Raw genomic sequence first — 22,739 nt, 5'->3', positions numbered from 1 at the left:
GTTCCAACTTTAGTTGAGACAGTGACGCGGCACCTTGGGTGTTGCATTAATTCGTCGGGCAACCAACAGAGAGAAAGATGACGGCGGACTCTTGGACGGTGACGCTCGCCGATGGAAAGCAATTTGCTGCATCTGGCCAGATGGTATTGCTTGAGGAAGCTCGTACGGCAGGATTGGCGCTTGAACACAGTTGTCGTACTGGTCGCTGTGGCGTTTGCAAGACCTTGCTTGTGAGAGGTGAGACGGCCGTCAGGCGAGATGAAGTGAGTCTGACCGATGCGGAACGTGAGGCAGGTTACATTCTTACGTGCTGTCGGGTTGCGGCCGGCGACTTAGTGCTGGATGGCACAGATTTAGGTGAGCTTGCCGATTTCACGCCGAAAACAATGCCAGCGCGCATTGAGGGTTTAGACCGGTTTGCGGACGATGTGATGAGCGTGCGTCTGCGTTTTCCGCCGGGGTCGGTGATCCGATACATGCCTGGGCAATATCTGGATGTTATCGGGCCGGGCGGGCTTCGCAGAAGTTACTCGATCGCGAACGCGCCACGGTCGGATGGGCGTCTCTGCTTGCACATCCGACGCGTCGAAGGTGGCGCTTTTAGCGCCTATTGGTTTGAGCACGCGAACGTCAATGACTTGCTTCGAATTCATGGCCCGCTTGGCACCTTCAGCTTGCGCAGCGACGCCAAAAGGAATCTGGTGTTTTTGGCGACGGGCACCGGCATCGCACCGGTGAAAGCCATGCTCGAAGCGCTGGCTCAGGCGGACACCACCCATATCCTCCACGTATATTGGGGTGGGCGCACGCCTGCGGACCACTACTTCGACCCTGTCCCTGCGGGCATGCCCGTTCGCTACACGAAAGTGCTTTCGCGAGCGCCGGCGTGTGGCGGCGGTCATCGCAATGGGTACGTGCAACAGGCCGTCCTAGACGACCGGATTCCCCTTGCAGATGCAACTGTGTTTGCGTGCGGCTCTGATGCAATGATCCATGCCGCCCGCGCCAAGCTCGTCGAGCACGGGTTACATCCTCGCCAGTTCCATTCCGATGCCTTTGTCAGCTCGAACTAAATTAGGAAACCGACATGAAAGCCGTCATCTTGGCTGGGGGTCTAGGCACCCGGCTCAGCGAGGAAACTGCCACACGCCCGAAGCCCATGGTGGAGATCGGCGGCCGACCCATCCTCTGGCACATTCTGAAGATGTACTCGCATCACGGCATCAATGATTTCGTCATTTGCTGCGGGTACAAGGGCTATGTGATCAAGGAATACTTTGCCAACTATTTCTTGCACATGTCCGACGTGACGTTCGACATGCGGTCGAACCGAATGGAGGTGCACCAAAAGCGGGCTGAACCGTGGAATGTCACGCTGGTTGACACGGGCGATGAGTCGATGACTGGGGGGCGCTTGCTTCGCGTGGCCAAGTACGTCAAGGACGACGAAGCGTTCTGTTTCACGTATGGAGACGGGGTAGGCGACATCGACATCACCGGCTCCATCGCTTTTCATAGGGAGCATGGCAAGGTGGCTACGATGACCGCGACCTATCCTCCGGGCCGTTTCGGCGCGATCGACATTCAAGATGGGCGGGTGATCAATTTCAAGGAGAAGCCGAGAGGCGACGGTGCTTTGGTCAACGGAGGCTTCTTCGTTCTCAACCCGCAGGTGTTGACATACATCAAGAGCGACAAGACTGTTTGGGAGCAGGAGCCGCTCAACCAGCTTGCAGAAAGTGGCGAGCTGATGGGGTTCAGACATGACGGTTTTTGGCAACCAATGGATACTCTGCGCGACAAGCATCTGTTGGAGGAGTTGTGGGCGAGCGGGCGAGCGCCGTGGAAAAAATGGAACTGAGCATGGACGCCGGATTTTGGCGTGGGCGCCGCGTGTTCCTCACTGGTCATACTGGATTCAAAGGTAGCTGGTTGAGTCTTTGGCTGCAGCAATTGGGCGCGGAAGTGCTGGGATTTGCGCTCGAACCGCCGACGACTCCCAACTTGTTCCAAGAGGCGAAGGTAGCCGAAGGAATGCAGAGCGTGGTTGGCGATGTCCGTGACGCGCAGAAAGTCCTCGCTGTGCTTCGCGCCTTCCGGCCGGAGGTCGTGATCCATATGGCCGCGCAGCCGTTGGTGCGGCTCTCCTACGAACAGCCAGCATTGACCTATGAGACGAACGTCATGGGAACGGTCAATTTGCTGGAAGCCGTTCGAGCGTCCAGCGGAGTGAGGGCCGTCGTGAATGTCACTACGGACAAGTGCTACGAGAACAAGGAATGGCTCTGGCCTTACCGCGAAGACGAGCCGATGGGCGGCCATGATCCGTATAGCAGCAGTAAAGGATGTGCAGAACTCGTGACGAGTGCGTACCGGAAGTCTTTTTTGGCAGATGCTGGGATCCTGGTTGCCTCTGCGCGTGCAGGCAATGTCATTGGCGGTGGCGATTGGGCGGCTGACCGTCTTATCCCGGACATCCTGCGTGCGTTTGAGAAGAGCCAAACTGTCATCGTCCGCAGTCCCCAGGCCACGCGCCCTTGGCAGCATGTCTTGGAGCCGCTTTCTGGCTACATGAGCCTCGCAGCACGGCTTTGCGCAGAGGACGGAGCGCAATTCGCGGAAGGGTGGAACTTCGGCCCCAAGGAGGACGATGCCAAACCCGTCAGCTGGATCGTCGATCGGATGGTGGCTGCATGGGGAGGAGGGACGTCATGGGCGCTGGACGGAAGATCTCATCCTCACGAAGCGAACTCCCTGAAATTAGACATTTCAAAGGCCAGGGCACGACTAGCTTGGCGCCCGCGGTGGACCCTGCCTGAGAGTCTTGACCAAATCGTAAGTTGGCACCGGCACTGGCTGTCCGACGGCGACCCGCGCGAGATGACCTTGCAGCAGATCGCGCGCTATTCAACGTCTTTGCAGAATTGAATCAACAACCATGAGCGTCACTCCCATTTATTTCAGTCAAAAGAACCCGGAAGCTATCCGAACGGAGATTTCCCGGCTCGTGAACCAGTACGCCGAATTGGTTCATGCGCCGCGCCCGTTCGTTCCCGGAGAGTCGCCTGTGCCCGTCTCCGGAAAGGTCATTGGGGCGCGAGAACTCCAATTGATGGTCGAGGCTAGCCTGGATGGTTGGCTCACAACCGGTCGATTCAACGCCGAATTCGAAGAGCGGCTCGCGGCGTTCATTGGCGTCAAGCACGCAATCACGGTTAACTCGGGGTCCTCCGCAAATCTAGTCGCTTTTTCGACGCTGACTTCGCCCAAGCTCGGCGAGCGAGCCATACGACCCGGAGATGAGGTAATCGGAGTCGCAGCAGGGTTCCCGACGACGGTGAACCCGATCTTGCAGTTCGGCGCCGTGCCGGTATTCGTCGATGTCGATCTCGCCACGCACAACATCGATGCCGACAAGATCGAAGCTGCGATCAGTCCGAGGACGAAAGCCATCATGCTGGCTCACAGCCTTGGAAATCCCTTCAACTTGGATGTCGTCACCGCGCTTTGCAGAAAGTACGGGCTGTGGCTGGTCGAGGATTGCTGTGATGCACTTGGCGCCACTTATGACGGCCGTTCGGTAGGGACCTTTGGCGATATCGGCACGCTCAGCTTTTACCCCGCGCATCACATCACTATGGGCGAGGGCGGCGCAGTGTTCACGAACAACGCCGAATTGAAGGTGATTGCGGAATCGTTCCGCGATTGGGGGCGAGACTGTTACTGCCCGCCTGGCAAGGACAATACTTGCAACAAGCGCTTCTGTTGGAAGCTAGGTGACTTGCCGGAAGGCTATGACCACAAGTACACATACAGTCACCTTGGCTACAACCTCAAAATTACGGATATGCAGGCCGCTTGCGCATTGGCTCAAATGGATCGGGTGGAGGATTTCATTCGTATCCGCCGCGAGAATTTCGCGTTCTTGAAGGGGCGACTCCGAACCTGTGAGGAGTTTCTTCACCTGCCTGAGGCCACGCCGAAATCCAACCCGAGCTGGTTCGGGTTTCCGGCAGTTCTAAAGGAGACGAGTGGAGTAAAGCGGGTGGATCTCCTCACATACCTTGACCAGAATCGGGTTGGTACGCGCCTGTTGTTTGCCGGGAATCTCACACGCCAGCCCTACATGCTAGGGCGTAACTACCGAATCAGCGGCGAATTGACCAACACTGACACTGTGATGAATCAGACGTTTTGGTTGGGTGTATATCCCGGTTTGAGTCGCGATCACCTCGAGTACGTCGCGGTGCGCTTGGAAGAATTCTTCGGACTCACGTTCTGAAGTCAAATACATGAAGCTCCTACTGACTGGTGGAACTGGGTTCCTAGGGAGCGCTCTGGCGCGTTACTGGGCAGTAACTGATGCCAAAATTATGTTGCTCATGCGGCGCGACAGTGACTTACGGAAAGTTGGCATTCCGATCACGAGCTCGGCTGTGCTGCGGCCCGAGAGCGACCGAGAGCTCACGGAGGGCATCCGGTCCTTCGAACCCGATGTCATTGTGCATACGGCCTGTTCTTATGGTCGCCAGGGTGAGACGTTGCAAGATGTTTTGGACGCTAATGTTCGACTCGGCCTCGCTCTAATGGATGCGAGTAGCAAGTTTTCAAACAGGGTGACGTTCCTGAACGCCGGCTCAGCACTGGAAGGGCATGTTAACTCCTACGCGCTCAGTAAGAAGCAGTTTTCCGACTGGGGCACGATGTTGGCTGGCCAGTTAGCAGGCCGCATGCAATTTGTCGATGTGGCGCTGCAGCACTTTTACGGACCCAATGATTCTCCCTCGAAGTTCACCACACACGTAATCCGCTCATGTCGTGATCAAGTTTCTGAACTTTCCCTCACTGCCGGCGAGCAGAAGCGTGACTTCATCTACATCGATGATGTTGTATCGGCCTTCGATATATTGGTGCGTGCACGCGGCGATCTGAATACTGTCGAGCGAATTGACGTGGGCACGGGGGAGGCGCCAACTGTGCGTCGTTTTGCGGAGACAGTCCGTGCCGTGACTCAATCGCAAACAAACTTGTTGTTTGGCGCACTGCCATACCGTCAGAACGAGGCCATGAATTGTCGCGCTGACACGCGTCGGATGCGAAGCTTGGGCTGGGTAGCTAGACACGGGCTAACGGAAGGGATAGCCAGAACGGTCGAACTTGAAATGAAAAAATCATGAAGCTTCTCATTACCGGCGGTTGTGGATTTCTCGGCAGCAACCTCGCCGCTCACGCGATCGAGCGTGGTGACGAGCTGGTCATCTTTGACAGTCTCTATCGCAAAGGGTCGATCGACAACCTGCGCTGGCTCCAGTCACTTGGCGAATTTCGACATGTTCATGGAGACGTCCGCAGTGCCAATGATGTGCGTCGTGTCGTCACGGAGTCGTTGCCAGATGCAGTCTTCCACCTTGCCGGTCAGGTGGCAATGACTACCTCAATCGCAAATAGTCGATACGACTTCGAAGTGAACGCATTCGGAACGTTCAATGTGCTCGAAGCTGTGCGAGACGCGGCTCCTGCAGCCGCTATCGTCTATTCATCGACAAACAAGGTGTACGGTGATCTTGAACAGTACGAGTATCAAGAAACCGCGACACGATACGAATGCACTGATCGTCCGCAAGGGTTCGATGAAGAAACCTGTCTCGATTTCCATTCTCCGTATGGATGCTCTAAAGGCGCGGCGGATCAGTACATGCTTGACTTCGCCCGGATATTTGGCCTGCGCACCATAGTATTTCGTCATTCGTCAATGTATGGCGGACGTCAGTTTGCCTCTGCCGACCAAGGATGGGTGGGATGGTTCTGCCAGAAAGCGGCCGAAGTTGCTGGAGGCGTCAGCTCGCAACCATTCACAATATCTGGGTCGGGCAAACAGGTACGGGACGTACTGCATGCGCGTGACATGGTGAGCCTCTATTTCAAGGCGATTGAACATATGGATATCGCGAAGGGTCAAGCGTTCAACATCGGCGGCGGCATCGACAAAAGTCTGTCGTTACTCGAATTGTTCTCGCTGCTGGAAGGCTTTATTGGAAAACCGCTTCAGTATGAAAAGTTGCCTCCTCGAGAGAGTGATCAGCGAGTATTTGTTGCCGACATCTCTAAGGCACGTAGGATGCTTGGTTGGAGTCCAGTCGTGACCCCGTCAGATGGCGTGCGTCAAATGCTTGAGTGGGTGGTTTTGAATGATAGTCCACGCCATTAGTAGACGTATCGACGTCGATCTACAAAACTGAAAATGGTATTTTGGCAATTTGATCAGACACGATTGGAGCCACGCGTGGAAGTAGTATTGGTGGACGCCATTTGCCGAAGGTCGGTGCATCCGGGAAAGGAATGATATTGACGGCGACACAGCGGTGTGCAGCTTTCAGCTACCATCAACCCACCCCCGGAGTACGCCACGCCGCGAATATCGGCTGCTGCAGAATCCGCCGAGCTGACCGTCTTCCTCAATCGCCTTGACAACCTCGCGCATAGTACTTCAGGTCATTCCAACTCTGCATCCCTCTGCTGGTGGCCCAGTGGAGGGAGCGATCTTGCAAGGCCAGGAACTGGCGAAGCGTGGCTGGACAGTCCATACCCTTTGCCTTGATCGACCAGGCGCCAGCGTTGACTCTCGCATTGCCGCGTCCGCTGTAGTCCAGCTTGGGCCCTCGATCGGAGCTTATGGGTTTAATTTTCGCTTGGAACCGTGGCTTCGCTTGAATGCGTCGAAGTACAGCGCCATCCTCGTGCATGGGATGTGGGGTTACCATGGGTATTGCGTTTCCAAGGTTGCACGGCGACAAGGCTTTGCCTACGCTATTTTCTTGCATGGAATGCTGGACCCTTGGTTCAAGCAGCGATACCCGTTTAAGCACCTGAAGAAGTGGCTCTACTGGCCTTGGGGTGAGTACAGGGTGATTCGCGATGCTGGGCTTGTGTTGTTCACCACGGCCGAAGAGCTGCGGCTCGCGCGAAATTCCTTTTGGCTATACAAGGTACGGGAACGATTGGTTGGATACGGGATTGCGAAGCCGATCCTCGTACCCGCCCAGCGGGACCAGTTTACCCAAGCCTTCCCGCAACTAGTAGGAAAGCGCGTGCTACTCTTCCTGTCGCGGCTGCATGAAAAAAAGGGCTGCGAGTTGTTGATCAGGTCGTTTGCGCGAGTCCGTGCAACTAATCCGCAGCTGCACCTAGTTATTGCAGGAAGCGGAAATGCCCAATACGAAGAGACGCTGAAAGATCTTGCACAAGCGTGTGGCGCTGGAAGTTCGATAACTTTCACCGGGATGTTGCTTGGCGATCTTAAATGGGGTGCGATCCAGGCTGCAGAGGTTTTTGTGTTGCCGTCCTACCAAGAGAATTTCGGGATCGCATTGGCAGAAGCATTGGTAGCGGGTGTGCCGGTGGTGACGACCAAAGGTGTCAATATCTGGCGAGAGATCGAGTCCGAGGCGGCAGGCTTGATTGGCGACGCGACTCCGCAGGGGATCGATTCACTACTGGACCGATGGCTCGCCCTGTCCGCCGCCGAGCGCAAGCAGATGGGTGAACGTGCACTGCAATGTTTTGATCGGCACTTCTACATCGAGAATGTGGCAGACAACCTGCATCATGCGTTGATGGATTGCGCAAAGGAGGCCACAGGGCCTTACACATACATAGGAAGAGCCGGCCGAAGTTTAAAGGCGTAGATTGATGGGCGCGGCCTTCGCACCAAGAGCTCGTCTTCGCGTTCCGCGCAGCGTCAAGTATGAACTGTGGGTTTTGACCGCTCCGCTTCTGTCTCGAAATCGCAATGCGCGGACGAAACGCAACAGATGAAAGCACGTTGAATAATCGAGGGCGAAAGCCTGTTCGACGAAGACGTCAATTGTGTGGAAAGCGCATGGAGTCCACTAAAGAATCCGTGAATGCTGTCCAAAAAGCGATAAGCCACTTCTCCGACCGAGTCGAGATTGCATGTCAGACTTAAGGAGCGTCTGAAACAAGTCCACCGAATCTTCCGATGCGCGTTGACTGATGCAAAGGGGCGTGGCGATGAGCCAGATAAGTCTGCGGTCGCGGACTATGCCGGCAAGGGGAAGGAGACCCGGCGCGAGGTGTTCTCGACGCGATGAATGATCCAGCGATGGAGGAGCACTGTTTAAGGTCACCGCGCTTTGCAGCTTCGCGCACCTGAGCCTGAACGAGGCAATTCCCGACGAGAAGCCATCCTGAACTTCCGACATCTGCTGGGGACTAACGACTAGGCGGAGGAGGATATATCTTCAAGGTGGTCAACGTTGCTGGAGCGCAAGGGCCTGCTGCTCAAGCGAGGCGGCATCGAGGACGCCACCACATTGCGGCGCCAAGCTCCACGAAGAACGCCGAGTGCGAACGCAACCCTGAGATGTCCAAGAGGCAATTTGCAAGGGCACATCGCAGCCGGCCGAGCGGCATTGCGAAGATGGCTGAAGCGCGAGCCATAGGCGGCGCTTCGCGCCAATCGACGGGCCTGATGCGGCCTCCAAGTGCGTTTCAGCCTTCTGTAGGTCATCTGACACTTGATTGCGTCAGTCCGATAGACTTTGAGAGAGATCGAGAAGCCTCGCCGGTGTCCACAGAAACCGCCGCAGGCAAGAACCCAAATTACCCGCCCCCTTGGTTGCCCAATGCCTCACGCCCACGTCCCTCCTCTTCTATCTATTTGTATTCCTACGTACAACCGGGAGTCACAACTTATGGCGCAGTTGAGCGCTATCGAAAAGTATGCCTCCGCCGGACTTGAAGTCGTTGTCTCTGACAATGCGTCGACAGACAATTCGTGGTCTCGATTGTCGACGTATGACGGGAATCTGAATCTGGTTGCGCATAGAAATTCTTCGAATTTGGGCGCCGGTGCAAACTGCCTAAAATCCTTAGAATGCGCAACTGGCAACTTCAGATGGCTTATAGGTGATGACAGCTCGGTCACATGGAAAATACTGCCTGAGCTCATTTCAACACTTAGTGCAGCGCAGCCCGATCTTGCATTTTTCCGAAACAAGACCAACTTGCCTTGGTTGGCCGACGTTTCCGAAGTTTCGAGCCTTGAGTTCTTATACAATAACGGCCGAAATTCGTCGGGTGATTTCCATTTTCTGGGAAACTACATATTCAGCAAACGCGTAGTAGAAGAGCAGCTAGGGGCGGCCGGAGAGGCTATTCAGTGGGAACATCCCTACGCCTTAATTGCGTTTTCCTCAATTAGAGCCGAAAGCAGCATGGCACTTCTTGATATGATGCCTTTCGACAATACTGTGCAGCCCCTCGCTTCCTACAATTACCGAGTTCTGCCCCGGTGGCGCGTGGCGAGAAGTCACATCGGCGCATGGAAAACCTCGCGGCAAGCCGTTACCAGCGACCCCAGACTTTTGGCGATGATTGATCGAGCGGAATCGAGGTACCGGTTCAGAACGATTTCTTCGGCTGTGATACGGGACCTCGCTGGGGTGGTACCCTCTGGAATCAATTCGGAGTGGCGGTTCCTGCTAACCAATCTAAAGGGGTTGAAGTTTGTGCTCGCTTGCGGCCTATATTTACTTTGGTGCCTCCGCGGGAGTGCGCTCTTAGTTTCCAGTGTCTTGTATGTGTTTTTTGCCGTCGATCGACGTAGTCGGGAAATTTTTACCTACTACTTGCCAGACATCTCATCCAAAGGGCTGTGGAAAGCGATATTTAAATCTGTCAAAGGGCGTTCAAGATCCCCGCAATTTGAAGTTTCCGCGCAATACTGATCGAGGCACGCCCGAAAAATGGATACGTGCCATTGAGGGCGGTCAGAGTGCCTATTGTTGCGTAGCCAAAGTTGGTTAAGCTCGCACGCTAATGATGCAGAACTGTCCCAAAGTCTTTGCTTTTCATTGGACTTCGTCGCATAGAATTTCCCGCGCTGCGTCCAGCAATAAAAGTGCTGGTAATGACATACATGAATACCGGTAGGCTGAGAAGATCAATCAGGTAACCCTCAAGCATGGCTCCTGTTAGTAGAGATACATGCAAGCAAAACATCATGGTAAAAATTGGCTTATATTCGGACGCCCGAGCGGTCTTCCACAACCGTATTGTCGAAACTACCGCGACGAAGACAAAAGGCACGAAGTACACCAAGCCATAATTCGCGAGTCCCCGAAGGTAGGAATTCTCGGAATAGAAAGTGACCAAACCATGTCCGAAGATGGGCTCTGAAGCGATCAGACCTAGTAAAAAACCCCATGCTTCTGAACGTGTGTCCAAGCCCACCTCCCCGCGATCAAAGGACAACAACAGGTCCGCTGGCACAATGGACAGGATCGCCGCTAGAAATATGGCAAGGGCGATAGCTACCCAAAGAAGAACTGCTAGCTTGAAGCGACTGCGACACAGGACGTAGAGGCCGACGCCGAGGCTGGTCATCAAGAGGCCAGTACGTGACCCGGTGGCGACGAGCAAATACAAACTCGCAAATATTAGCAACCAATTCGGCCAGCTCCGCCGCAATTTATCGGAATAGACTGCCGAGAATAGGACGATGGCGCAGACGGTAAGCTGCACCGCGAGGAAATTTGGATGCGCAGCAGACCCGAAGAACCGCGGATTGCCCAGCACGATGCCATAACCAAAAAGCAGCATCCCGAAGTTCAACACTATGAATATACGAGAGAACCACAATAAGCCACGAACAAGATCGTCGCCGTATCTCAGCATCCCATCACGAGCGATCATGATGTTCGTCGCCAAAACAATCATCGCAAGCAGACCCGCTCCGATCAAAATTTTTACTCCGAGCTCGATGGAGTAGAATCCGCCTCGTAGGGCGGCAGTCATTGCGGTAAGTATCAATACTAACGCGAGATCATTTCGTCGAATTCTGAATTTGGAGCCTTTGAACAGCAGGCGCAGCGTGATCGTTGCCGCTACGGTCAACCAAAGGTAAGAACTCTGCTTTAAAAGTACGACAACTGGTGGCCAAGAGATATCGCTGTACCACTCGGACAAAGCAAAATCTGCGATGTCGTTCTTAAACACCGCACCAGCCAGCAGGAAAACAAAAAAGAGCGAGTTCATATAGCAGTTGGAGCAGTAGTATAGGTCTGCAGAGTTGCAGTGAAAAAACGCAACATGCATCTCTGAGGAAAGCTCACGCGCATGCAAAATTTTTATCTATGTGGTCCTTTGCTCGAATTTAAGATGTCGCGGGAAGTCAGGAATTAATTCGTGATCGCATAAGAGTGCTCATTGAAATACAATTCAGTTGCTCCCTCTGTGGTCCATCAATATGCGATAAGCAATTAAAATGCCCATTTGTAGCATTTCGCCAATTGCCATCGCTAACGCTGGGTTGGTGTTCCAAAGTAGACAAAATACAATCGCGTTCACCATGAGTGCGACTTGTTCCATTTTGAAGATCTGTATCGCTTGACCCTTTGCATGGCTGATCTGAATGGCAATAGATGCAATGGTTTGCAATGGGGCTACGAATAGGAGAATTGTCCAATCTTCCAGTCCAGATCCAATGATCCACAATACGATTGCTGCGATCAACGTTGAAATTATGGAAAAAATAAATGGATTCCGCGTAGTACGCAAAAATTCGCCAAGTCGCAATTGGCGATTTGAATCGATTTCCCCAACCAGCAGGCCCCGAACCAAGGGTCGAAGAATAAATCCGGAAATCAGAACAATTGCAACCTGCAAATATCGTACAATGCCGAAGTTCGCGAGAGATTCCCACCCCAAGGTGGCCAAGAAGAAAATCACAACAAGCCGACCCCAAACTTGACCGTATAGTAGAGGTAGGACTATTGCGGCCGTCTCGCTAAGTGCTCGAGGCGTAGGTAAACGGTTTATTAATTTGAAGTTAGATGTTATGTGGGACCAGAATAAACTGCTGAAGACCACAACGAGCGGCAGAACACCAACTGACCAAAGGGGCATGTCGCCAATCGTTGCATAAAGCATCATTCCCAACGTGGTTGCTAGCCAAGGTAATGCAGACGCGATTGCCACGGCCACGTACGATTGGCGGGCTTCGACTATTGAAACCAAATTGGCAGAGGCCAGTACCGCTATCGCGAAACCCAAGTAGTGAAGACCTTGAAGCTCATTTGATGATTGAGAAGTCATGGTGGCAAAAAGAAGTGCCGCGACGACTGCAATCATTATCCGACATACGACAAAAGAAGATAGGCGATCAAATTCTCTATTGCCGTAATATGAGATTATTCGACCTGCCCCGAGTTCGGAAAATTGAAATCCAAATGAAAGGATGGTAGCTGCCAGCACAGCGATGCCGGCCAACTCGGAATGGCCAGTGGCTTTCGACGCCATTTGGAACAGAAACATCGAGCCTTGACCAGCTAGATACGCACCTGCGAGCGCGATGCTTGCGAACTTGGCTTTCACGAAATCAAAAAGGTCAGTAGCGACGACCTCGTCCGCGAGTAGCGCAGTATCATGGGCAATTTGGTGACGAGATCAGTGTCCGCCATAGCTAGGTTAATCCAGTGAACAATTGCATAAGGGCTTCGGCTTCCGACTTACAGTGAATGAGCCGCGTTGAACAGAAATGTGCCTCAGCTGACAAGCGTGGTCACCCAGATATGGATGTGCCCGACCGACGGTCAATGGTTGTGGGACGCCCCCTGCCTAAATCCGGACATGCATGGCTGCCGGTCAAATGGATGCGGCGCTCGACAAGAATCGTCTAGACACTACTGCCGCCTGCCTCAAAAGAGCAAGCGTTGTGAGAAGTAGCCAGAGGTGACGGGCTGAAAAACATTTTAAGCAGAAAACCAACCTCATGCATCGTCTTCTAGTCGAGTGCTTGCCTCCCTTGCCTCCGTTGCCGCGCTGCACTCCTGTAGAAACAGGTCATACTCTCGATTCATTAAAACTTGAGTCAGAAACTGGAATGGTGGACCTGGCGGTTGTAATACTTGTTCGAAATGAAGCGATTCACTTGGCGCGAGCGCTGGCGTCGGTAAGGAGTGTAGCTTCGGAAATCTTCGTAGTTGACTCGGGGTCAACAGACTCCACGGTGACCATCGCGACGAGTGCAGGGGCGCATGTCTTGAATAATGCATTCGTCAACTACGCTAAGCAGTTCCAGTGGGCGTTGGACAACGCTCCCATCACATGTTCTTGGGTGATGCGGCTGGACGCTGATGAAATCATCGAGCTTGACTTGGCGAACGAGATCGCGGAGAAATTGCCCAGTCTGCCGGCAGACGTCGTTGGCATAAATCTCGATCGCAAGCACATCTTCATGAACCGATGGGTGCGGCACGGCGGTCGCTATCCCCTACGCCTGTTGCGCATTTGGCGTCGTGGTCACGGCCGCATAGAAGACCGCTGGATGGACGAACACATGGTCGTTTGGGGTGGCCGCACTGTCCATTTCAACGGCGGCTTCGCGGACCACAATCTCAACGATCTGACTTTCTTCATTGATAAGCACAACAAATATGCTACGCGTGAGGCAATTGATGCTCTGAATCAGCGAATGCAACTATTCGCCCGCGACGACGGGCTCAACAGCCAGAGCGCGTCATGGCAGGCCTATGTTAAACGCTGGGGCAAGGAACGCGTGTACAACCGATTGCCTTTCACCGTAAGTGCCACGTTATACTTTCTCTGGCGCTACGTCTTTCAGCTGGGATTCCTGGATGGCCGCTCTGGGTTGGTGTACCACTTCTTGCAAGGGTACTGGTATCGCTTCCTGGTCGGTGCCAAGCTCATGGAACTGGAGCAGGCCGTTACCCACCTTAATGACAAGGATGAGATTCTGGCGGAGTTGTCTCGACTGACCGGGCACAAGCTCACGCGCGAGGGCTGACGCCGCCGCTGCTGCGCGCAGAGTTGTGCGCTTGCCGTTGACTTGAAATGATTAGCTGCTGTTCCAGCAATGCGCATCGGCGAATATGCGCAGTCAGGGCAACGGGGTTCTTAACCCCCATGAACTTATCGACCAGTTCGCACTTGCCCATCGAATAGGCGGTCAACGCGGCGCCTTGGCCTTCATTAAGGCTCTTCTCGGAACGCGCCATTCGCGCCGAACTGCACCCCTTGGGCTACCCCGCCGGCGCTGCCAAGCCGAGGCGAGGACCAGTTCATCGGAACGGCGAGCGCCAAGACCGTGCTGGCCGGTGAAGGTCCGTGCGCATGGAAGTTCCCTGAAAAACTGTGACGGCAGCTTCGTGCCGATTTTGATCCCCAATCACGAGCGCGCGCGCTTCCCGGACTTTGACGAATCCAACATTGCCCTGTACGCGCGTGGACTTTGCGCGAGATCCAAGCGTCCTGCGCGACACCTAATACGCCCACGCTTCTGGCGCAATTCATCGGCAACGTGACGAAGCGGTGATGGCCGAAGTCTCCACTTGACAAGCCCGACCGCTCGACCCGACATGCCCGGTGGTCTTCTTTCGGTGCCGGTCAAGATCGAGGAAGACGCTCGTTGGCAACAAGGCGATTTACCTGTTGCCTGACGGCACGCGTGGCATCCTGGTCCTGGATCGCCGCGATGGCCAAGCTCTTCAGCGGACGGCTGCGGCGGCGATGGTTCGTAGGCGCGCTGAACGCGACCCCGCCGGCCGGGTGAGGTACCTGGAGGGTATTCGGAGAGGGCACGAAGCCGGCCGCCTCGACGCGGATAGTGCCCAGCGCGGCGAAGATCATCTCGCGGTCGCCAGTCTCTGCTTCGTGAGCGTCCGCGATGTCGGTCGCTGGAAGGCACGCATCGGCTACGCCCGCGCTATGCTCATGAAGTCGACTTGTAGCCGTAGTTCCGGTATCGGTAGCGGCCGTACTTGTAGCCGTAGCTGCCGTAATGGCGGCGCGTGAGGTCCATGGCATTGAACAACACGCCCGTGACTGCCTTCCCCGACTGGGCCAAGCGCTTGCCGCTCTCGTGCAGCTCGCCCAAGTGCGTCTGTTCGGCGCGCGCCACCATCAGTAGCGTACCTACATGCGGCGCCACCGCCGCAGTGTCGGCCGCAACGAGCACAGGGGGTGTGTCAATGATGACGAGGTCGTAGTGCGGAGAGGTGGCCTGCAGCACCTGAGCCATCGCCGAACTCTGCATTAGCTCCGCAGGATTTGGGGGAATCTGGCCCGTCGGCAGAAAGTCTAGATTGGGCAACACCTGACGCCGGACCGCTTGGGAAGCGGAGATCGACCCCGCCACGAGCTCCGAGAGGCCGTCGGCTCGGGGCAGGCCGAAGTACTGGTTCAGGTAGCCCTTGCGAAGGTCCGCGTCGATCAGCAGCACCCGCTTGCCCGCCGCCGCCATGAGCGCCGCGAAGTTGGCCGCCACGAAGCTCTTGCCCACGCCAGGTGTCGGGCCGGTGATGATGATGCGGTTGTTCGGCGCCTCCAGCATGCCGAATTGCAGCGCCGTGCGCAGGCTGCGCAGACTTTCGATCGCCGGGTCATGTGGCTGGGTCAAGGCGAGCAGGTGCACACCTTTCGCCTTTTCACGCACCTTGCGGGCGAGCCCGTATTGGCCGTCACTGAGCGGAATGGTGCTGTACACGCTCAAGCCGGTATGCGCCTCGATCTCCTGCGGGTTCTTGACGCCACGGAAGAGGGCGTTGCGGCCCAGGGCGACCATGATGCCGCCCAGCAGACCCAGGACACCGGCCAGGGCGACCACAATGCTGGGTTTGGGCTTGACGGGATCTTCAGGGAGGGCGGCTTCATCGATCAGGCGCACGTTGCCTACCTTGCCTTCGCGTACCAGCTGCAGTTGCAGCGCGTTGTTGCGGAGGGACTGGTAGAGCTCGTTGTTGACTTTGACGTCGCGTTCGAGCCGGATGGCGTCTTGCTGCACGGTCGGCATCGTCTTCACACGAGCGTTCAGGCTGGCGATCTCCCGGCTGAACGCGCCGATTTGGGCGTCGATCGTGCGGACGATCGGATGCTCTGCGGTGAAGCGTGCCTCGTTTTCTCGTCGCTTCTGCTGCGCTTCCAGCAGCTTAGACTGCAGATCGGCACTGCGGTTCAGGATGACCTTGGCCTCTTCGTCCAGCGCCACCGTGCCTTGTTGGTTTCGGTATTTGTTGTACGCATCCTCGGCCGCATCGAGTTGCTTCTTGAACTGGGGCAACTGTGTTTCCAGAAAGCTGAGCGTCTTTTGCGCCTCGGCGGCCTTGCGTTCGATGTTCTGCCGCACATACTGACGGCCAATTTCGTTGAGCACTACAGTGAGCTGGACCGGATCCGTGCTTTGCATGGAAACGTCGATGACGCCAGACTGACGGCCTTTTTCCGCCAATTTCAGCTGAGCCTGCAGATGTTCAATCGCGTCGAGACGCGAACGATGGCGCAGATTGAAGTCCGCGCCGGCCTTGCCTAGCAGTTGGCTGATTGTCAGGTTGATAGGGCCCTCGGGTGTGTTCAGTACCAGTGGAACCCCAACCCTGCCTGTGGTCGGCGAGATTTCGGGGTGCGACAGCGTATACGCGCCCGCACCTTGCGAGGTCACCCGAAATCTCTCCCCCTCGAACGCCGAAGGCACCTTGAACGTCTCGATGCCGATCCTTTCTGTGCCGCTGACGTAGCCGCCGAGGCCCAGGAAACCAGGGTCGGAGAGGGTCTTGGCCCGCCGCGCCATCCAGTTGCCGATGAAGGGCACGTAGCGCGGCCTGGCGTCGATGTGCAAGGCTGTGTTGTCCACGGCCTGGCCCACGATCAGGCGTGAACGGATGATTTCAATTTCCGCAGCCGCTGGCGTCTTGACGTCAAAGAGGCTCGAGGCTTCGCCGAGAAAACTCTTCGCCGAACCCGCGGAGTCTTCCACTTGGATCAGCAAGTTCGTCTGGTAAACGGGCCTCGCGACGACGGCGTAGGCGATACCGGCTGCCAGAGCCAGCACCAGCACGCCGAGGATCAGCCAACGATTGTCGACCAGGATGTCCCAATACTCGGCCAAATTGATCTCATCATCCTCGACCATCGGCAACGCCTGAGGTTGCTGCGGCTGCGTGTTCTGCAACTGCTGGAGGTTGAGCGGTGCGTTCATAGGGTTGTCGCCATTTTCGGGGCTCGGTCAGAGTTTGCGGATGCGCTGCAGCCATTGCTGCGCGCCATCGTCGATGATCGCCAGCGCATCACGGAACGCGGCCTCACCTCGCTTGTACGGGTCGGGCACGTCCCGCTTCGCGTGCTCACCGATGCGGAAGACCTTGCCCAGGACGACAGGGTAAGCCTGCTCAAGCTCCTTCTTCTGATCCGTGTCCATGACGAGGATCAGGTCGGCCCAACGGCATACTTCCCGGTGCACCTGCATTGCTCGATGCTTGCTGATGTCTAACCCACGCGCCTGCATGAGGCGCTGCGCACCTTCATCCGCCGGCATGCCGACCATAGCAGCAGTGCCTGCGGAAGCGACGGTCGCATCGGGCAACGCATGTGCAAGCAGTGCCTGCGCCATGGGGCTGCGGCAGATGTTGCCGATGCAAACCGTCAAAATATGCTTCATTAGTTGATGAGCTGCCGACCTACGCTGAGCGTTTGCGCGGAAGGCAAAATAAGACTGATCACGCGGTTCCAGCTCACAAGTGGGACAGGATCGATATAGACCACGTCGCGCGGGCGCAACGAGAAATTGTCCGCCAAAGCCAGTGCACTGGGGGCGGATGCGTTCAAGTGGTAGATCGCCGGATTGCCTTCGGCGGTGTTACGGATCACGTAGATTTGCGCGGTGTTTGCTGTTGCAAGATTGGGGCCACCGGTTTCGCCCAGTGCTTCGTTCAAGCTCAGCTTGCCATTTCGCATCAGCAGCGCGGAGGGTCGCATGATTTCACCCATCACATAGACCTTGTTGTCTTCGCGATTGCGCACGGTCACCAAGTCGCCGTTTTTCAGCAGGATCCGGTTGGGGTTGATGCCCAATTCCTGCAGCATCATCAGGTTGACGATGGTCGTCTCGCCGTCTCGGGTCAGCGTCACGAACGACCGGTCGCCCGCAGGGGTGATCCCACCGGCGCGATTCAACGCCTCCGGCAGCGTCATGGCCACGTCGGTGAAAATCTGGGTGCCTGGGGTACGGACTTCACCATCCACATACGCACGCTGGCTGCGAAAGGATGCAATCCTGACCGTGACTTGGGGGTTCTTGATGAACTTGGCCAATCGGCTCTGAATCAACTCGGACGCTTCGATCTCCGACAACCCGGATACCTTGATGCGGCCGACGAAGGGGAAAGTGACAAGCCCCTCGGAATTCACAATGAAACCCGGGGCGGAACTGATGCCGGTGGGATCAGCCTGCTGACTGATCACGGCACCGGCGTTGGGGAGCAGCTCCGGGTGGTCATAGACGACGATGCTGATGATGTCACTGGGGCCGATCGTGTAGGGTGTGGGGTCTGCGAAAAGCCGCTTCACCCGTGCGGAAACATCGGCTGGGCGTGCCTCCATCTGCGCCTTGACCACCATTGGGGTGATCGGCGTGATGGTGCCTTGCGGCGGATTGTTCACGTCGCCTGGGACATACTGTCCCAGCGTGATGCTTGTGCGCGTCTTCGGGTCCGCATAGTCGAAGCCCGGTGCGGTGACCACGGCGCAGCCTGCCAGCCAAAGCGCTGCCGCCATAAGGATTGCACCGCGCATCACGGCGCAAAATTTCAAAATACCCATATTCTCATTGCCCCTGTCCACAGGGGAGCCTGTGGAGAACTTTAGACCAGAAGCGGGGCCATTTTGTGCCCTGCCACGGTGTGAAACAGACAAGTGTGTCCAACTTGTCACATATTCTGCACTCAGCGGGCCGCGTCGCGAATCCGCCGGGTGTTGTCTTCGAAATAGGTCAGACCCGCCCGGTCCGAATTGAATGTGGCGTCCAGGCTGGGCGTGGGCGGCAACAGGCCATGCCCGATCCGCAGGGGGTTTCCGGCAACATCCTCGCGGAATGAAGTTTCGACGGAATGAGCGAATCGGGGGGTGCCCGTCACCTGCACCAATCTCCCGGGCGACATGTCTTTGCGTGGCCCCAAGGGTAGGGATAACTCCACGCCCAAGAGGTTCCGCGCTGGCGAGTCGCCGAACTGGGTCCGCTTGTAGTACGCGCTCACGGCCACGTCGCTGAACCACTGGCGCATGCCCAGTTGGAAGCCCCGGTCGTTGTTCATGAACTGGCCGGCGGTTGCCTCCAGGTAGGTTCGGGTGGGCATCACGGCGTAACGGTAGCTGGCCAGCAGCGGTTTGGCGGTCTTGGGGCCGAACTGGTCGCGTGCATTGCCGAATTCGTGGTTGTTGAACCAGCCGGCCTGGGCGGTTAGGCGATGCAGACCCTGCCCGGGCTCCCAGCGCAGCATGCCGTGCACGCCGTCGTAGTCCATGCCGAAGCGGCCGACGCTTGCCTGGGCGGTGATGGCGCCCAAGCCAAGGCGGGACACATCGGCAGGGTTCCGCGGAGGGAACCATTGTTCCACTGGTAGGCGCACCGTCTGTACCACCGCGAGCCGCTCGACGCCGGAGCGTACCCGCCGGTTGCCGAACACGCGGGTCGCTTCGAAGTCCTCACTTTTCGCCAGGGCCACGTTGTGCCGGTACTCGACAGTGGCGCCATCCCACAACGGCAGCGCGAAGCCGATGTTGGCGCCGATGGAATAGTCATAAGCTCCGAATTCCGTGCCGATGGTCGTGCGAAGCACGGGCGCCAAGCTCACACGCAATGTTTCGCGGCTGCGGTGGGCATTGCGCACCGCCCAGGCCGCGTCCTGATGCAGCATTTCCAAGGGGCCGGTCCCCGGGGTGGAAAGCTCGCCAGCCGTGCACGAGGGGTCGGTGTTCTGGATCCATTGCAGCAGGCAGTCGGCCTGCCCGGTCACGGCGACCAGCGGAATCTGCCGTTGCGTCATCACCAGGCGGTAACCGGCGCGCGTGGGTGCCAGCGTGCGAGCGACGGTGCCCAATGCAACGCCCAGCGCATCGGCGGAGTTCCAGTTGTAGGTGGCGTTGTTCGCGCGCACCGCGATCGACCGGTCCGGCATGCGGCCGACGGAGATGTCTTCGAAGCCCTTGGCATGGAGCGCCGCCACCAGCTCGTGCAAATGCCGGTCTTCCAGGGGCGCCGCTTGGGGCAGCGCCGGGCGTGCCTGGCTCGCTGCAGTCGCGGGCCCTGACTCCACAGGGATGGACGGTGTCCGGGCTTCATAGGCGGGCAGCCTCTCCTGGCTGCCCGCCAGGGGCGGCAACGGCCCCTTGGACTGGCCCGGCAGGCTGGGCACCTTGTACAGTGGGATCGACATGCCTGCTGTGATCCAGCTGCGCTTGGTCAAGTTGGTCTCGGTCAAGCGGTGATTGCTGCCCACGTAGGCCGACCAGCCCTCCGGCAACCACTGCTGCGGTGCGAACAGGCGCACACCGGCCCAGACGTTGCTGTCGGTGTATTCCACGTGACCGCGGACCCAGGGCAGTGGCTGCCATGCGGCGCTGCCGAACACACCGTGCAAGGGCGACTTGGAGCCGGCGATGCCCGCGCCAGAGCGCCGTGCCAGCCCAGCGCTGGCTTCCAGGGGCCCCTCGTGGTAGGTCAGCACCCCATACATGCTGCGGAAGTAGGTGGCGCCGCCGCCAACGTCAACCACGCCCGCCCCAACGTGGAAGCGGTTGGCTGCGTCGATGCCGATGGCGACCTTGCCGGCGGCAGACAAATCGCGGGCCGCACCGCAGCCAGTGAAGCAGTTGCTATGGATATCGCTGGTCGCCAGCCTCAGCGTGGCTTCCATATTGGGGAGCAAGCCGAATCCGCCCACAAAGTTATGTCCGCTGGGGCTGGCCGCTATGCCCGGCAAGCTGTTGTCGTAAACGAAGCCCGCTTGACCCCAGCCCAGCAGCCGGGCATTGGGCGTCACGCCCAAACCAGTAAATCCGGCAGGCGCCAGGGTGGGCTCGACCGCCTTCGACGTCAGGGTCGCCAATCCCAACGCGATGGCCAGGAAGGCGGAAAACGTAGGCTTGGCGCGCATTTAGGGGCAGTTTTGAATGTAAGTCCGAATCTTACCGGCACTCGGGGACCAGCCCTAGCGTGGCAAGCAGCAGGGCGCTGGGCTTGTGGCGTCGAAACCATAGGAAGGCGCTGCTCCCGCTGCTCGACTGGCACCGGCCGTCAGTCATACGGCATTCGCATGCCGAATAGGTTTACCGGCCTCTTCGTTTCGGCTAACGTCTCTCATCCTTCCGGGAGAACAGAAAATGACGAAGAAGCTTATTAGGCTTGTCCTGGTGCTTGTCGGCGCCGTCGTGTTGGCGTCGTGCGGCGGTGGAGGTGACGACACGCCCGTCGTGGTGGCCTCCGCGGAAGCCGTCGCCCCGATGAATACTGAGGTGGCCGCCGCTGTCCAGTCCGAGGCTTTCGAATTCAACGCAGTGCCTGATCTGGGGACGACGGTCACCACCACCATCGCATTTACCGGCACGACGACCAGCGCAACCGGCACGGGCACAGGCGGGTCGGCGACCAACCCGGGTTTCTCGATTTCGTCGGGCGGTTTCACGGCCTCGGGCGAGACCACGTTCGGCTCGTGCATCTTCCTGATCAAGGCGTCCACATTCCCCGCAGGTCATGCGTTGTCGCTCGGGAGCCAGATCAGGATCGATCCGTGCACGCTCTCGATCATCCTCCAGAACATGCCGGCCAACAGTCAGCCGCTGTCCCGCGCGGCTACCTTGAAGCTGGCCTTGGCCATTTCGCGCGGCCGGCCGATCAATGTGAGCGTCACTTCCACGGGGCAGGTGCTGATTGGTGGGCGCGTCATTGCCACCGTCCCCGTTGCGCGTGTATCTGGCACTTAGGGGCTCGAGCGCCGCTCCCAGGCCCAGGCGTCGCGAATGATCGCGGCCAGATCGGCATGGCGGGGGGCCCAGCCCAGGATCCGCCTCGCCTCGCCGGCGTCGGCCACCAGCCGTGCCGGGTCGCCTTCGCGCCGGCTTTCCACGCGCACCGGAATGTCTCGCCCTGTCACCTGACGGGCGGTCGCGATCACCTGCTGCACCGAAAAGCCTTCGCCGTTGCCCAAGTTGAAGCGGCCACCGGCATCGCCCGCGGTCAGCCGCCGCAAAGCGAGCAGATGCGCGCTGCACAGGTCAGTCACGTGCACGTAGTCGCGGACGCAGGTGCCGTCTAACGTGTCGTAGTCGTCGCCGAAGATCGTGATGTGCGGCCGCCGCCCGGCCGCCGCCTGCAGCACCAGTGGGATCAGGTGGGTTTCAGGTTCATGCCGTTCGCCCAGTTCTCCGTCCGGGTCGGCTCCCGCCGCGTTGAAATACCGCAGGCACACGGACGCCATGCCGTAAGCCCGCCGGTAATCCTGCAGCATCTGCTCCACCATCAGCTTGGACCAGCCGTAGGGGTTGATGGGGGCCAGCGGGTGCTTCTCGTCGATGGGTGTGTAGGCCGGTTCCCCGAACACTGCGGCGGTGGAGGAAAAGACGAAGCGCTTGACTCCGTGCGCCAGCATCGCCTCCAGCAGGTTCTGCGTGTTCAGCACGTTGTTTCGGTAATAGGGCGCGGGGTCGCGGACCGACTCGCCCACCTGGATGAAGGAGGCGAAGTGCATGACGGCGTCGAACCTGTGGGCCGAGAAGACGCGCTGAAGCAATGCCGTGTCGGCGATGCTGCCTCGAACTACCTGACCGTGGAGCACGGCGTCGGCGTGGCCTGAGGAGAGGTCATCGAGTGTGATCACATCCGCGCCGTCCGCATGCAGCGCCTTGACCATATGCGAGCCGATGTAGCCCGC

General features: G+C 57.6%; 19 protein-coding genes. 10 read left to right on the top strand and 9 right to left on the bottom strand.

The genetic code is table 11. From position 1 onward, the window contains the following. The first annotated feature begins 77 nt into the window (after nucleotides 1–77). The 8 genes from FN976_RS06260 (at nucleotide 78) to FN976_RS06225 (ending at nucleotide 9,749) form a co-directional block, all read left to right on the top strand. A complete protein-coding gene (locus FN976_RS06260; RefSeq protein ID WP_145892088.1) occupies nucleotides 78–1,073 on the top strand; it encodes an FAD-binding oxidoreductase in 996 nt (331 codons plus the stop codon). A 14-nt stretch (nucleotides 1,074–1,087) separates the two neighbouring features. Next, on the top strand, nucleotides 1,088–1,861 hold the full coding sequence (gene rfbF / locus FN976_RS06255) for a glucose-1-phosphate cytidylyltransferase (RefSeq protein ID WP_145892086.1): 774 nt from the start codon (nucleotides 1,088–1,090) through the stop codon (nucleotides 1,859–1,861). Then, nucleotides 1,852–2,928 carry a CDP-glucose 4,6-dehydratase gene (gene rfbG, locus FN976_RS06250; protein WP_145892084.1) on the top strand — a complete coding sequence of 359 codons (1,077 nt, stop codon included), beginning with the start codon at nucleotides 1,852–1,854 and terminating at the stop codon, nucleotides 2,926–2,928. Before rfbF ends, rfbG begins: the two co-directional genes overlap by 10 nt. 10 nt (nucleotides 2,929–2,938) lie before the next feature. Continuing rightward, nucleotides 2,939–4,282 (top strand): lipopolysaccharide biosynthesis protein RfbH, encoded by a 1,344-nt coding sequence (gene rfbH, locus FN976_RS06245; protein WP_145892082.1) that lies wholly within the window; start codon nucleotides 2,939–2,941, stop codon nucleotides 4,280–4,282. Between the two features lie 10 nt (nucleotides 4,283–4,292). Beyond that, the gene (locus FN976_RS06240; protein WP_145892081.1) at nucleotides 4,293–5,177 is read left to right on the top strand and encodes an NAD-dependent epimerase/dehydratase family protein; all 885 of its coding nucleotides are present in this window, start codon (nucleotides 4,293–4,295) and stop codon (nucleotides 5,175–5,177) included. Next, nucleotides 5,174–6,208: a GDP-mannose 4,6-dehydratase gene (locus FN976_RS06235; protein ID WP_145892079.1), complete on the top strand. Its 1,035-nt coding sequence runs from the start codon at nucleotides 5,174–5,176 to the stop codon at nucleotides 6,206–6,208. Before FN976_RS06240 ends, FN976_RS06235 begins: the two co-directional genes overlap by 4 nt. Before the next feature lie 319 nt (nucleotides 6,209–6,527). Continuing rightward, nucleotides 6,528–7,685: a glycosyltransferase gene (locus FN976_RS06230; RefSeq protein WP_255440207.1), complete on the top strand. Its 1,158-nt coding sequence runs from the start codon at nucleotides 6,528–6,530 to the stop codon at nucleotides 7,683–7,685. A gap of 960 nt (nucleotides 7,686–8,645) precedes the next feature. Continuing rightward, nucleotides 8,646–9,749, top strand: coding sequence for a glycosyltransferase family 2 protein (locus FN976_RS06225; RefSeq protein ID WP_145892075.1), 1,104 nt, complete (start codon nucleotides 8,646–8,648; stop codon nucleotides 9,747–9,749). An 88-nt stretch (nucleotides 9,750–9,837) separates the two neighbouring features. On the opposite strand, the gene FN976_RS06220 is transcribed toward FN976_RS06225, so the two are convergent. Both FN976_RS06220 and FN976_RS06215 read right to left on the bottom strand, forming a co-directional pair. Next, nucleotides 9,838–11,058 carry an O-antigen ligase family protein gene (locus FN976_RS06220; RefSeq protein ID WP_145892073.1) on the bottom strand — a complete coding sequence of 407 codons (1,221 nt, stop codon included), beginning with the start codon at nucleotides 11,056–11,058 and terminating at the stop codon, nucleotides 9,838–9,840. Between the two features lie 183 nt (nucleotides 11,059–11,241). Continuing rightward, complete coding sequence (locus tag FN976_RS06215) at nucleotides 11,242–12,396, bottom strand: hypothetical protein (protein ID WP_145892071.1); 1,155 nt, start codon at nucleotides 12,394–12,396, stop codon at nucleotides 11,242–11,244. Nucleotides 12,397–12,904: 508 nt separating this feature from the next. On the opposite strand from FN976_RS06215, the gene FN976_RS06210 reads away from it, so the two are divergent. Further along, the gene (locus tag FN976_RS06210; protein WP_145892070.1) at nucleotides 12,905–13,828 is read left to right on the top strand and encodes a glycosyltransferase family 2 protein; all 924 of its coding nucleotides are present in this window, start codon (nucleotides 12,905–12,907) and stop codon (nucleotides 13,826–13,828) included. On the opposite strand, the gene FN976_RS06205 is transcribed toward FN976_RS06210, so the two are convergent. From FN976_RS06205 to FN976_RS06180, 6 genes are all read right to left on the bottom strand, one after another. Beyond that, entirely contained in the window at nucleotides 13,812–14,039 is a 228-nt protein-coding gene (locus FN976_RS06205) for a hypothetical protein (protein ID WP_145892068.1), read from the bottom strand. The two genes, FN976_RS06210 and FN976_RS06205, sit on opposite strands and share 17 nt — an antisense overlap. A gap of 388 nt (nucleotides 14,040–14,427) precedes the next feature. After that, entirely contained in the window at nucleotides 14,428–14,670 is a 243-nt protein-coding gene (locus FN976_RS06200) for a hypothetical protein (protein WP_145892067.1), read from the bottom strand. A gap of 82 nt (nucleotides 14,671–14,752) precedes the next feature. Continuing rightward, nucleotides 14,753–17,014 carry a polysaccharide biosynthesis tyrosine autokinase gene (locus FN976_RS06195; RefSeq protein WP_349291344.1) on the bottom strand — a complete coding sequence of 754 codons (2,262 nt, stop codon included), beginning with the start codon at nucleotides 17,012–17,014 and terminating at the stop codon, nucleotides 14,753–14,755. A gap of 27 nt (nucleotides 17,015–17,041) precedes the next feature. Beyond that, nucleotides 17,042–17,473, bottom strand: a complete 432-nt coding sequence (locus FN976_RS06190; protein WP_145892065.1) for a low molecular weight protein-tyrosine-phosphatase — start codon at nucleotides 17,471–17,473, stop codon at nucleotides 17,042–17,044. Further along, a complete protein-coding gene (locus tag FN976_RS06185; RefSeq protein ID WP_145892063.1) occupies nucleotides 17,473–18,633 on the bottom strand; it encodes a polysaccharide biosynthesis/export family protein in 1,161 nt (386 codons plus the stop codon). The genes FN976_RS06190 and FN976_RS06185 overlap by 1 nt, the downstream gene beginning before the upstream one ends. A 122-nt stretch (nucleotides 18,634–18,755) precedes the next feature. Next, the gene (locus tag FN976_RS06180) at nucleotides 18,756–20,966 is read right to left on the bottom strand and encodes a YjbH domain-containing protein (RefSeq protein WP_145892061.1); all 2,211 of its coding nucleotides are present in this window, start codon (nucleotides 20,964–20,966) and stop codon (nucleotides 18,756–18,758) included. Nucleotides 20,967–21,192: 226 nt separating this feature from the next. Between FN976_RS06180 and FN976_RS06175 the strand changes: the two genes are divergently transcribed. Then, nucleotides 21,193–21,792: a hypothetical protein gene (locus FN976_RS06175; RefSeq protein WP_145892059.1), complete on the top strand. Its 600-nt coding sequence runs from the start codon at nucleotides 21,193–21,195 to the stop codon at nucleotides 21,790–21,792. Here the strand turns inward: FN976_RS06175 and galE are convergent. Continuing rightward, nucleotides 21,789–22,718 carry a UDP-glucose 4-epimerase GalE gene (gene galE / locus FN976_RS06170; protein WP_432417850.1) on the bottom strand — a complete coding sequence of 310 codons (930 nt, stop codon included), beginning with the start codon at nucleotides 22,716–22,718 and terminating at the stop codon, nucleotides 21,789–21,791. The two genes, FN976_RS06175 and galE, sit on opposite strands and share 4 nt — an antisense overlap. Nucleotides 22,719–22,739: the final 21 nt, after the last annotated feature.

Source organism: Caenimonas sedimenti, from assembly GCF_007833165.1.
GTDB lineage: Bacteria > Pseudomonadota > Gammaproteobacteria > Burkholderiales > Burkholderiaceae_C > Ramlibacter > Ramlibacter sedimenti.
Note: the sequence above shows the minus strand (reverse complement) of the source record. Positions and strands in the feature narration are given on the sequence as shown.

Coding starts and splice junctions, on each gene's coding strand:
- FN976_RS06260 (WP_145892088.1), top strand. CDS start 78: ATGACGGCGGACTCTTGGACGGTGACGCTCGCCGATGGAAAGCAATTT.
- FN976_RS06180 (WP_145892061.1), bottom strand. CDS start 20,966: ATGCGCGCCAAGCCTACGTTTTCCGCCTTCCTGGCCATCGCGTTGGGA.
- galE (WP_432417850.1), bottom strand. CDS start 22,718: ATGGTCAAGGCGCTGCATGCGGACGGCGCGGATGTGATCACACTCGAT.
- FN976_RS06185 (WP_145892063.1), bottom strand. CDS start 18,633: ATGGGTATTTTGAAATTTTGCGCCGTGATGCGCGGTGCAATCCTTATG.
- FN976_RS06210 (WP_145892070.1), top strand. CDS start 12,905: ATGGTGGACCTGGCGGTTGTAATACTTGTTCGAAATGAAGCGATTCAC.
- FN976_RS06240 (WP_145892081.1), top strand. CDS start 4,293: ATGAAGCTCCTACTGACTGGTGGAACTGGGTTCCTAGGGAGCGCTCTG.
- FN976_RS06220 (WP_145892073.1), bottom strand. CDS start 11,058: ATGAACTCGCTCTTTTTTGTTTTCCTGCTGGCTGGTGCGGTGTTTAAG.
- FN976_RS06190 (WP_145892065.1), bottom strand. CDS start 17,473: ATGAAGCATATTTTGACGGTTTGCATCGGCAACATCTGCCGCAGCCCC.
- FN976_RS06205 (WP_145892068.1), bottom strand. CDS start 14,039: ATGGCGCGTTCCGAGAAGAGCCTTAATGAAGGCCAAGGCGCCGCGTTG.
- FN976_RS06200 (WP_145892067.1), bottom strand. CDS start 14,670: ATGATCTTCGCCGCGCTGGGCACTATCCGCGTCGAGGCGGCCGGCTTC.
- FN976_RS06175 (WP_145892059.1), top strand. CDS start 21,193: ATGACGAAGAAGCTTATTAGGCTTGTCCTGGTGCTTGTCGGCGCCGTC.
- FN976_RS06195 (WP_349291344.1), bottom strand. CDS start 17,014: ATGAACGCACCGCTCAACCTCCAGCAGTTGCAGAACACGCAGCCGCAG.
- FN976_RS06225 (WP_145892075.1), top strand. CDS start 8,646: ATGCCTCACGCCCACGTCCCTCCTCTTCTATCTATTTGTATTCCTACG.
- FN976_RS06235 (WP_145892079.1), top strand. CDS start 5,174: ATGAAGCTTCTCATTACCGGCGGTTGTGGATTTCTCGGCAGCAACCTC.
- rfbG (WP_145892084.1), top strand. CDS start 1,852: ATGGAACTGAGCATGGACGCCGGATTTTGGCGTGGGCGCCGCGTGTTC.
- rfbH (WP_145892082.1), top strand. CDS start 2,939: ATGAGCGTCACTCCCATTTATTTCAGTCAAAAGAACCCGGAAGCTATC.
- rfbF (WP_145892086.1), top strand. CDS start 1,088: ATGAAAGCCGTCATCTTGGCTGGGGGTCTAGGCACCCGGCTCAGCGAG.